This window comes from Butyrivibrio sp. YAB3001 (assembly GCF_900112195.1).
Lineage (GTDB): Bacteria > Bacillota > Clostridia > Lachnospirales > Lachnospiraceae > Butyrivibrio.
The window spans coordinates 43066-53467 of record NZ_FOKR01000003.1; the positions used below are offsets into that span (position 1 = coordinate 43066).

A 10402-nucleotide genomic window follows, 5' to 3' on the forward strand; every position below is an offset into this window, starting at 1 on the left:
GCTATGGTTAAAAAAAATAAATGTTACTAATAAAGTTTTTCCTCCTCATCACCATATTCATATTCTTCAATCCCATCTGTTTCTTCCTCTTCTCCGTTATTTTCATCTGTTTCTCCTCCATCACCAGTGTTTTCTCCGTTATTATCTCCCCCATTATTTGTATTCCCTCCGCTATTTTCTTCTCCATTACCGGTGTTTCCCCCGTTATTATCTCCCCCATTATTTGTATTCCCTCCGCTATTTTCTTCTCCATTACCGGTGTTTCCTCCGCTATTTTCTCCCCCATTATTTGTGTTTCCTCCGCTATTTTCTCCTCCATCACCGGCGTTTCCCCCGTTATTTTCTCCCCCATTATTTGTGTTTTCTCCGCTATTTTCTCCTCCATCACCGGCGTTTCCCCCGTTATTTTCTACCCCATTATTTGTATTTCCTCCATCTCCTTTTTCCTCCGGAAGAAAAGGACAATCACATTCTTTACCACTATTGCAACCACAGCCACAATTACTAGCAAGACAGCCACAGCCACATTTGCACAAAAGTATCACTACTTCCAGCTCAGACGTTGGTGCAGGTGTTGGAGCAGATGTTGGCGTTGAAGCTGGCTCGTTACTATGAGTCGTCTGTGGCACATCTTCTTTAGCAGAATTAGCTACATGAGTTCCACTATTTTGCGATTTATTTTTCTCTTCTTCCTCTTCATTGCTCTGTTTTAATGCTTTTTGAAATTCCTCCCATTTCTCCAAATCAGACTTACTGTCTTTCTTTGCAGTTGCTTCAGCAGTCTCTTTGACAAGAGTCTCATCAATTTCTTTTTCCTCAGTTATTTCTTTCTCCTTTACCAACTTGGCTGTTGCAACAACTTTACCTTTTTCAGCATCTTCAGCCTCTTCTTTCTCTTGGACATGCGCAAAATCAACCAGCTTTGCTTCATATATATCATACGAACCATCGCCTTTTTTACTTGAAGTTATGCATATTCCAGAGCTATCTTTCTCCTCATCATTTCCTACAAAGACGTATTGTTCACCCTCTGAATTTCCGATGACCAAGTATCTACCATCACCAATCTCCATCTTAAGAGCATCACTATCATTATCCAAAATCCGTTTGAATTCATCTGAACTCATGAGTTTGGCAATTTCATCCCAATTATTCTCTTTGGCAAGTTCTAACAGCTTATCCAAATAAACGCTTATATCATTTTTTATTATAGGGGGATCTTGATCTGGTTTTGAATCTTCATCATCGTTTTCTGAATTCCCATTGTTAGAAGTCAAATTCTCACTGCTATTTGTCTCATATGTAGCAATGCTACTCTCAACTTCACTCTTTTCCTCCCTAATGGCATCAACCACTCCTGAATCAAATGCATCCGAATAAACAAGCGCTGCTTCGATCTGAGCAAGATACTTCTCATACTCTTCTTTAGATTCTGCTTTGTTTGCATTTTCTACTATTTCATTAAGATGAGCAGTAATAGCCGCTTTGATTTCTTCATTATCAGGATCCAACTCGAGGGCTTGTGCAAAATAGGCATACGCCTGCTCATAATCAAGCTCACTAAGATAGGTTTCACCGGCAGCCAATACTTTCTCGGCTTTCCGCTCCGGACTAGACTGATAACCAATAATGCCTATAGCTATCATAGCTGGCAACGTCACAGTCGGAATGGCTAACAACGCTATTTTCCTGAATTTTAAAACATCCATGTTAAAACTCATAATAAGCACCTCCATGTAAAGCAGCAAAAAAGCAAGTTGCCAATAATAGCAGCACTATAACCTTTAATAGGTCTCAAAAAATGTTCTTTGTAAATACAATCCTCCATACGTTTATTATAAAATTAATGCCTATATAGTTATCTAAAACTTTAATTAAATAAGCATTAAAAGAATGTCTTGCAAAATCTTTAAAAATGATGTAAGCTTGCAAAGTCGGTTTTCAACCACCAGAATGTGATTGCCTTCAGCTTTCACATTTCCCAAACAAATAATAAAAAATATGTTAGTATTAATGTGGTTAATACCTTTGGTGTCTTTTCTGCATTAATGCAGAAAGGAACAAATAATTGGGAATTAAAATCAAAAAACAGTATATTTTTAAGAAAATCAGATGGCCTTGGGCTAACAGGAAATATAAGGATACCGTATTCAGGCTCTTGTTCAAAAATGATAAGAAGGCTCTTTTAGATCTCTACAACGCTCTTAATGGTTCACAATATAACGATCCGGATGCCCTTATTATCAACACTTTAGACAACGCTATTTTTATGGGGATGCATAATGATCTTTCATTCATTATTGATACGCACCTGAATATTTACGAACATCAATCAACTATATGTCCTAACATCCCACTAAGATGCTTATTTTATGTCAGTAATCTATATTTACAGCTAATCGATGAAGATAGAATATATGGGAAATCACTATTGAAGATACCTGCACCTCATTTTGTAGTATTCTACAATGGTACGGATGAAATGCCCGAAACAAAAAGATATATCCTTTCTGATATGTATGAGGATAAATCCACGCCCCCTGAGCTTGAACTTACAGTTAAAGTCTTCAACATTAATCAAGGAATGAACACCTCTTTGATGCATAGCTGCAAAAAGCTTAATGAATATTCTATCTTTGTTTCCAAGGTTCGTGAATACTCTGAAACATATACACTAACCAGAGCTGTTTCAAAGGCCATTGATTATTGCATCGCAAACGATATACTTAAAGACTTCTTGATTCGCGAGAGAAAGGCGGTCACCATGTATAGTTTATATGAATACAATAAAGCTGGACATATGAAAGTTCTCAAGGAAGAAGCCTTCTCTGAAGGCGTTGAACATGGTAAAACCATTGGCAAAAAGAACGGCATTTCTGCAGAACGTTCCCGTATCATTACTTCCATGGCAAAGAATGGCGAAACTCCTGATAAAATTGCTAAATTATGTGATTGTTCTTTAGATGAGGTTCTAGCCGTACTAAATCGCTCTTGATTTTTTAAGAGGGTGCCAGGTAAATCTGATGCCCTCTATATTAAAATATACCTTAAGCAAAAACATTTCAAAGATTATTGTACTGATGACAATATACTAAAAGACTTCTTGATTCGCGAGAGAAAGGTGGTCACCATGTATAGTTTATATGAATACAATGAAGCTGGGCATATGAAGGTTATCAAAGAGGAAGCCTTATCTGAAGGCATTGCAATTGGCGAAGAACGTGGTGAAGAACGCTATAAAGCTCGCATCATTTCTTCCATGTCAAAAAACGGCATGACTCCTGATGAAATTGCTAAATTATGTGATTGTTCTTTAGATGAGATCCTAGCCGTACTAAATCGCTCTTGATTTTTTAAGAGGGCGCCAGGAAAATCTGATGCCCGCTATATTGAATTGCACATTTAACCATAGGCATTATCCCAAAAAGCTTAGGCTGTACTCATTACTTTTTCTCATTCTTTCATTTAGTAGCACCTTTGGTGTAATTTTTTGCATGATGAATATAAATTTTTCCATTGTTGCTCTTTTCAGCTCCGGTATTATTATCCCCATTAAAAAAATTAGAAATACTAGAATTTTGGGAATTTCCACCACTCCAAGGATATGTCTTTTTTTCGACAATATTTCCATTATCAATACCCGTTGATTGATATACAGTAATTCCATTCTCATCCCATCCAGCAACTATAAACCAATGTTCTTGTTCCCCATCTACTAGTTTTATACAATCTCCAACATGAATATTATTCATAATATCTTCTGAATCATATATTTTGCATTCAGCACAAATATCCGCGCTAGTTCTGTGATAACCATACATTTCATACCAGATATACTTCGTAAACGCACAACATCCCCAACAACTATGATATTCATTTGGAAAGCTTTTCCCTTCGTTTGTGGCAAAAAGTTCATCTAACTTTTTTTTCAGTTCAAGGTCTTCGGATGTATTATTATCATCTCCCCGTTCACCTTCTGGCTCTTCCGGTCGATCTGGTGGATTTGTTTCATCCCCACTGCCGCTATCTGATCCTCCTGTTATCGGATTCCACATATCTCCAAGTATCGAACTCCACCCCGTTGTTCTTGCTCCACTAGCAATAATTCCTTTTCCAATACCAGCCAAGATTTCATCAAAATCAGTTATCCATCCTGGGAGTCCTATAATAGTTCCAATCCATGGAAATATTTTTCCCATGATTGTAGGCAGAGTTTTAATCAAGTCAGAAATCCAATTCTGCAACCAATTACCATTATCATTTTGTCCATTTTGAAAGCCTTGTTCAAATTTGCCCTTTGATATATTGTTAATAACATTATTCTCTGCCTCAGAGTACAAACTGGCAACAACGCCACAGCTTGCACCATAATTATCTACTTTGTATCTACATGTTGCAACATTATTACTACAGTTACGTAACGCTGTATCAACCCCTTCATATCTTTTTATGTCACTGCTAAGATTATCTTTGATAGCATTTATCTCCTTAGCAAGAGCTTTCATATTCATACTAATGTTTAAATACTTATTATCTGCATTTCTTAAAGCATTCGTATCAACAGAATATCTGCTCATCCATATGCCTCCATTAACGCCACTTTCCAACACCGATTCAGAAATCGATAATAATCTTTTATCATGCATTTTTAATTAATCGTAATCATATTATCGATTAATGAGATACCATTACATATCCTTGTATTTTTCCCATTTCTTATTTAATCACTTTGAAAAACACACTACTCCATTTATAGCATTCTTAGGGAATGTTTTATAAAACTCTTCCAGTGTAAGCTTTATCATCTCCCCTTCTTTCTTTGCTGCATTTCCCGACAATGCCCCCCAATATGTATCGCTACTGTCCATAAAATAAATATATCCGTCACGAATTTCAGAAATCATAAGCACATGTCCAGCATCACTATTAAATATCTTTCCATCTTTATTAAAAGAAACCACTATATTACTTAGATTCTCTCCATTATGATTTTCAATCAATTCAGAAAGTGCATTTTTTCCACCTATGGCTTCAACACTATATCCAGTAGATGTTTCAGTCATTTTACTATATACATCATAGTAATCTTTACCTAGAGGCACTCCCGGCTCATTATCAATAATTCCTCGATCTTTCAATTGTCTATATGTAAAGGAACTGCATTTTCCTTTAAATGATTTTCCTCCATTTCCATCTTTTAGTCGGCTATATCGCTCCCTTAACTCATCCTCTATCCTTTTATTAAACTGTTCATCTGTTTCATAATCATTTTCTATTTTTTCATCTTCTTTTTTAGAATCTTGCATTAACGAGGAATCTGAATTATTTCTTTCATTACCACCATCTGAATTTTCTCCTGTTACCAACTCCCACATATCTCCAAGTATCGAACTCCACCCCGTTGTTCTTGCTCCACTAGCAATAATTCCTTTTCCAATACCAGCCAAGATTTCATCAAAATTAGTTATCCATCCTGGGAGTCCTATAATAGTTCCAATCCTTGGAAATATTTTTCCCATGATTGTAGGCAGAGTTTTAATCAAGTCAGAAATCCAATTCTGCAACCAATTACCCTTATCATTTTGTCCATTTTGAAAGCCTTGTTCAAATTTGCCCTTAGATATATTTCTAATAACACTCTCTTCGGCTATCATATACTTATTTGCTATGAATCTGCCGTGTATGCCATACCGATCAACTTTATTCCAACATTTATTGATATTGGAACAACAATTGTCTAAAGCAGCATTTACACCTCCATACCTTTTAATATCGCTGCTTAGATTATTCTGTATTGTCCTTATTTGTCCAAGAAGGTCATTCATTTCTTGCTTGATTTCATCACATTTATCAGCTGCACTTATTAGTTCATCCGTATTAACTGAATATCTGCTCATCTGTCAGCCTCCATAAATACATTTCACCAAGATGCCTGTATTATTATCTGGAGCGCCCTTGCATAGAACATTCTGCTTTATCATCTCTAATACTGCATCCATTTGTGCATCATGTTTACTTTTTCTTGTCGTTCTGACTATTTTGTTCAGTTCTTTTTCTGCAATAACTTTATACACCCCATCTGTGCATAAGAAAAAAACTGTTCCATTATCAATACTGCCTGTAACACGGTTACATATTAAGCTTTCTGCAATTCCGACCGCTTTTGTCAATTTGCCGTTATCGGCGTTGAAGCGCTCATCCCCTGATTCATTAATCCATACATCATCTCTGGTAATCTGTATTATTTTTCCTTTTTCAACTTTGTAAGCCCTGCTGTCTCCTGCTGAAATAACACAATACTCCCCATTCTTGATTAAAAGAGCTACTATTGTCGCACCACAAATTGAAGCTTGGTTATATTCTTTGTAGATTTTTAAATTTATACTATCTACAACTTTTTCAAATTCATCAAAAATCATCTGTGACAACAGCATTTTCTTTTCATATAAGCCTTTAAGCCATTTTTCTATCGCCTTTGTTATTTCACCTGATGCCACCTCTCCTTTAGAATGCCCTCCCATGCCATCTGCAATGCAGAATAATGAGAAATTCTCGCTTCTGAATACAAAGTAAGCATCCTGGTTTTCCCCATCTCTTCTCCCTTTGTCTGAGTATGCTGAATAAATAATCCCTATTTCTTTGTTCTTATTAAGAGATAGAAACCACATAGGTATGTCTCCCTATCGTAATCTTGGAATTTGTAACAATCAGCTGACGAATTCCGGGTTTTAATGCAACTCCGTTCACAGAAGAATGATTTTTAACATCCTTTAAATCTGTAATATAAAAAGTTCCATCTTCAACAATAACCTTAGCATGATGCCCATGGACAGCCGTATCATCGCTAAGAACTATATCATTATCAGCTTGTCGTCCAACTTTGATCTCATTTATAAGTTCACACCTAAAAGATCTTGAGGAATCTGCTGCATCCGTCAAAGTAAATCTATACTTTTTCACCTCATCATCAGTTCCTTCCGGTGTCATCAATACAGTCCCATCTCTGACATGCTTAGATTCATTTGACATTATTTCTGTCCTATCATATTGCTGTTCAGGCTGAAGATTGTCCGACTCCGATATGACTTCTGGCCTTCTCTTCTTTCTAAAAATAATGATAATTATCGCAGCTACAATTATTATCGCTATGACCACAAATGCAATTAAACCCAATGTCAAAATCGAATTTGATTTTTCTTCTTCGACAATCTCAACTGGTTCACTTTCCTGCGGTTGAGGTTCAGGTTTTGGTTCCGGCTCCGGATCAGGCACAGGCTCAGGTTCAGTTTTTGATCTAAATGGTGTATCCACAGCAAAAATAATTTCTGTTCCATCAGTAAAAGTCAGCTTACTGTTCTGTTTTCCGCCAATCTTCGCCTCCTCAGGAATAGTGATCTCATATACAGTCATATCCGCATCCTTTGCGGTAGTTTCTGTAATAATCCCAGTTTCCGATTCTTCAAGCATAAAATATTCACAGGACGCAAGCCTTGAAATAGCAAACATATTTTCAAGTTCTGAATCATTTTTTCCTGTTTTGATTCCAATTGTATAAATCGGATATTGGGATTCTTCTATTTTTTTATTTAACTCTTCTCTGGTAACTCCTATAGGCTTATTATCCACACCATCTGAAAAAATAATAATCCTTGTGTACCCCTGGTATTTCTCACCATTTAACTCATCAATAACTGAATAAAGTACATCAGTAAGATATGTTTCCTGATCTTTATTCTCAATTGAATCCACCACATTTTTAAGCGAAGTATAATCATTGGAATACTGATCAGATAAATACACTATATTTTCATCGAAAGTTGCCAGCCTAAACTTCTCGTTAGGTCCATGCGCGTCTATGATAGCCTTTACTTCATCCTTAACAAGGCTCCTATAATTCTTAGGAATAGAAAAAGAATTATCCACCATAATAAGCGTACGTATATCATAAGCATCATCTGCTACAAGATAACCAAGTATTTCTTCAGTAATCTCATTTCCAATCTGATATGAAACAACCTGGTTTATAGCTGCATCACGAAGATAAACCTTAACCTTTCCTTCATACGTTAAGGCAGTCATCAACTTAATTGGAGATTCTGAAAAAACTGTTAAACTATAGCCTGTAAGAAAAAGAATAATTACAAGCATTGTCGTTAAACTTTGTATTTGCTTTAATAGTTTTCTTTCCATTTCTATTCACCAATCACAAAAATAGTATTCGTAAATGCTATACCGTTGTCTTATAAATTTGCACAAAAGACAGCGCCAACGGTATTGTCTTGAACTTTTATAATACTTCTCATAAAAGAATCAAAACCCTACAGCAAGGACGCTGTCTTTTTGTATTTTTCAATTATTATCCCTGTACAAGATTAACATCTGCCTTCAGGCTATTTGCTCTGGCTTCATTATCACTTTCTGCCGTCTCATAATTCTTAGCAATTTCTACAAGATCAGTGTAATACTCATGGCACATATCGTAGATTACTTTCATATCATCTGTAAGCCCTTTAAACTGATTACTATACTTACTCTGAGCAGTTCCTCTCCAGCAACTGATTGTGGAATCAACAAGCTCCAGCATCTGATCAGTAATCTTTTTGATTTCATTTGCATGCTGATCGAAGTTATTAGCTTCAGTCTTCAAATCATTAACATCAGTTATAGATAATTCTGTTAATATCATAATAATTCCTCCATGTTCCCTACGAAAAATCGCAAAAACCTACTTCAGACAACACTGCTAATAAACTTTTTATTCTATTTTTGCAGAACATACGCTTAATTACTTGCTATCTGCTTATTCATATCCTCTGTTCTATTATATTCGTCAAGAATCTGCGTAAGTCCTTCTACATACTCATCAATTGTAGTAGCAAAGCTTTCAAAATTCGGATACTCTTTCCTAAAATTCTCCTGGAATGAAGTGCTGGCGTCACCTCTCCATTTAGTTGTGAGATTTGTCTGCTCCGTATTGATATCATTAGCTTTATTGCGAAACTCTGTGTTCAACCTTCGCAAATTATTGATCACCTCCTGAATATCATTACTGCTCTTAACATAAATTTCTGCCATTTGCATTTCCTCCTTGTACTCTGATATTGATTACATACAATTTATAGTTGCAAATTCATCAAAAAACTAATCTCTTGCTATCCTGATAGCATTAAGCTCCGCATCTCTTAGTCTTTTGGCAATATCTTCTATAGCATCAGCAGTTTTCCTGATTCCCGCTGACGTTTCACTAATTTTCCCTTGAATTGTTCTTCCCTTTCCTATAAATTTCTCCGAATTTTCTCCATCCCAATTGTTATCTATTAAGTTAATTACGCCTCCAAAATCATCATTATTATCGTCCAATTTGTTAGCTATCTTTCTAAGATTATTCACTGCAGCCATGGCCTTTTTAAAATCCATTTTTATCTGCCATTCAGTTTTTGTCACTATCATAAGCTATCCCCCTAACCAAATAATTGGGCATCCGGACTCAACATTGAAGATATAGTCTCTGCCATTTCTTCACCTGCATCATATATTCCTGCCATAGTCATGATACGATCTGGGTATGTACCTAGCCTGTCAAGCATTGAAGTGATTTTTCCAAGCTTATCTGTATAATCCGCCCTTTGCTTGTTGCCTGCTTCACCATTCCAATAACCTGAAGTATCGTTTATCTTGTTAGTCAGCTGCATTATATCATTTCTCATATTGTTAATATCTGTGTCAATATAGCCTTTTTGCACTTTCAACCTATCAGTGCTCACATTAAGCGTTATCTCAATCGCCATAACTGCCTCCTGTTAAACCGACATTTCTTCTATCATATTTGAAATATTGTTTTCACACTGCGAATATTCAGTATGAGCAAATTCCAATTCAGACAAAACCTTCTTAAAATCATCCAACATCGCAAAAGTTTTACTCTTATCAACTTCAAAAGTTGAAAGAAAATCGTTATGAGCTTCACCTTCCCACATACTATTGAGTTCACTCATATGTGTGATCATCTCATTAAAATGATCTGTTAGTTGTTGAAGATGAACCCTGTACTCATCTATATCACCATTAAAGGATTCAAGATTATTAGCCATTCTTTCTGCCATTCCATCACTCCTCTCTAAATAATGAAAAGATGCCTCTTACATCAAACTAGCACCAACCTTGTCCCACTTGTAACAAAACAATCAATTAAAGTATTTTTCCCCGGAAGCATAGATGAATTTCTGGTTGAATACAAATGCATATCCTTTTTATCGCCCAAAAGATTGCATTTTTCTTTCTGTTCGATCATTTCTACAATCTCAGAAATCACATCCTCTATGATTACTTTTTCGTTCAAGCTAAAATTGTATGTTTTATCCACAGACGGAACAAATACATCAACTAAAACCATAGATACCTC

General features: G+C 35.9%; 13 protein-coding genes. 2 read left to right on the forward strand and 11 right to left on the reverse strand.

Going from position 1 to position 10402, the window contains the following annotated elements; genetic code table 11:
* Positions 1 to 26: 26 nt before the first annotated feature.
* Entirely contained in the window at positions 27 to 1721 is a 1695-nt protein-coding gene (locus BM086_RS03700) for a tetratricopeptide repeat protein (RefSeq protein ID WP_092323651.1), read from the reverse strand.
* Positions 1722 to 2068: 347 nt separating this feature from the next.
* Between BM086_RS03700 and BM086_RS03705 the strand changes: the two genes are divergently transcribed.
* Positions 2069 to 2995, forward strand: coding sequence for a hypothetical protein (locus tag BM086_RS03705; RefSeq protein WP_092323654.1), 927 nt, complete (start codon positions 2069 to 2071; stop codon positions 2993 to 2995).
* Positions 2996 to 3007: 12 nt separating this feature from the next.
* Positions 3008 to 3349: a hypothetical protein gene (locus BM086_RS03710; protein ID WP_092323657.1), complete on the forward strand. Its 342-nt coding sequence runs from the start codon at positions 3008 to 3010 to the stop codon at positions 3347 to 3349.
* A gap of 112 nt (positions 3350 to 3461) precedes the next feature.
* Here the strand turns inward: BM086_RS03710 and BM086_RS03715 are convergent, their stop codons facing one another.
* The 10 genes from BM086_RS03715 to BM086_RS03760 all read right to left on the reverse strand — a co-directional run bounded on the left by BM086_RS03715 (position 3462) and on the right by BM086_RS03760 (position 10393).
* On the reverse strand, positions 3462 to 4577 hold the full coding sequence (locus BM086_RS03715) for a hypothetical protein (RefSeq protein ID WP_092323660.1): 1116 nt from the start codon (positions 4575 to 4577) through the stop codon (positions 3462 to 3464).
* A 147-nt stretch (positions 4578 to 4724) separates the two neighbouring features.
* Entirely contained in the window at positions 4725 to 5897 is a 1173-nt protein-coding gene (locus tag BM086_RS03720) for a hypothetical protein (RefSeq protein ID WP_092323663.1), read from the reverse strand.
* Positions 5898 to 5900: 3 nt separating this feature from the next.
* Entirely contained in the window at positions 5901 to 6668 is a 768-nt protein-coding gene (locus BM086_RS03725; RefSeq protein WP_092323666.1) for a PP2C family protein-serine/threonine phosphatase, read from the reverse strand.
* Positions 6649 to 8190 (reverse strand): FHA domain-containing protein, encoded by a 1542-nt coding sequence (locus BM086_RS03730; protein ID WP_092323669.1) that lies wholly within the window; start codon positions 8188 to 8190, stop codon positions 6649 to 6651. The genes BM086_RS03725 and BM086_RS03730 overlap by 20 nt, the downstream gene beginning before the upstream one ends.
* Before the next feature lie 166 nt (positions 8191 to 8356).
* Positions 8357 to 8686 carry a WXG100 family type VII secretion target gene (locus BM086_RS03735; protein WP_092323672.1) on the reverse strand — a complete coding sequence of 110 codons (330 nt, stop codon included), beginning with the start codon at positions 8684 to 8686 and terminating at the stop codon, positions 8357 to 8359.
* 95 nt (positions 8687 to 8781) lie between these two features.
* Positions 8782 to 9075: a WXG100 family type VII secretion target gene (locus BM086_RS03740; RefSeq protein WP_175560086.1), complete on the reverse strand. Its 294-nt coding sequence runs from the start codon at positions 9073 to 9075 to the stop codon at positions 8782 to 8784.
* A 66-nt stretch (positions 9076 to 9141) separates the two neighbouring features.
* Entirely contained in the window at positions 9142 to 9450 is a 309-nt protein-coding gene (locus BM086_RS03745; protein ID WP_092323678.1) for a WXG100 family type VII secretion target, read from the reverse strand.
* A gap of 11 nt (positions 9451 to 9461) precedes the next feature.
* Positions 9462 to 9788, reverse strand: a complete 327-nt coding sequence (locus tag BM086_RS03750; protein ID WP_092323681.1) for a hypothetical protein — start codon at positions 9786 to 9788, stop codon at positions 9462 to 9464.
* Between the two features lie 12 nt (positions 9789 to 9800).
* Positions 9801 to 10103 (reverse strand): WXG100 family type VII secretion target, encoded by a 303-nt coding sequence (locus BM086_RS03755; protein ID WP_092323684.1) that lies wholly within the window; start codon positions 10101 to 10103, stop codon positions 9801 to 9803.
* Between the two features lie 41 nt (positions 10104 to 10144).
* Complete coding sequence (locus tag BM086_RS03760) at positions 10145 to 10393, reverse strand: hypothetical protein (RefSeq protein ID WP_092323687.1); 249 nt, start codon at positions 10391 to 10393, stop codon at positions 10145 to 10147.
* Positions 10394 to 10402: the final 9 nt, after the last annotated feature.